The following is a 274-nucleotide window of genomic DNA, read 5'->3' as shown; positions in this document are numbered from 1 at the left end:
GTAGCTCAAATTTAGAGCCTGGCTGCATAAGTGGGTGTTTGGTCCAATGCTTTAGCTCCTTCGCTACCTTGAGAGCCATCCCTCGCCCAATCCCGAACATCAGCCCCCCCACGATCTGCAACGCGTTCGAGAGCATGTAGAACGTATTCGCCAGGTTTTCATCCTCGGTATATATCGCCGCGACCTGCAACCCGACACCCGCCGCCTGCATGCCGAGCCCGGCAATGGCGACGACATAGCCAATGCTCAAGGGCGCAGTCCAAGGCATCGTCAC

Annotated in this window: 1 protein-coding gene; it reads right to left on the bottom strand. The window is 57.3% G+C overall.

The window, feature by feature from the left end; translation table 11 throughout:
• Positions 1–250: hypothetical protein (locus SB765_RS29545; protein ID WP_410932479.1), on the bottom strand; the 250-nt coding region annotated here is incomplete at its 3' end.
• Between the last annotated feature and the right edge of the window lie 24 nt (positions 251–274).

The organism is Pseudomonas sp. SIMBA_067, assembly GCF_046534675.1.
In the GTDB taxonomy this organism is placed as follows: Bacteria; Pseudomonadota; Gammaproteobacteria; order Pseudomonadales; family Pseudomonadaceae; genus Aquipseudomonas; species Aquipseudomonas putida.
The sequence above is the reverse complement of the archived record's forward strand: the minus strand, read 5'-3'. Positions and strand labels throughout refer to the sequence as shown.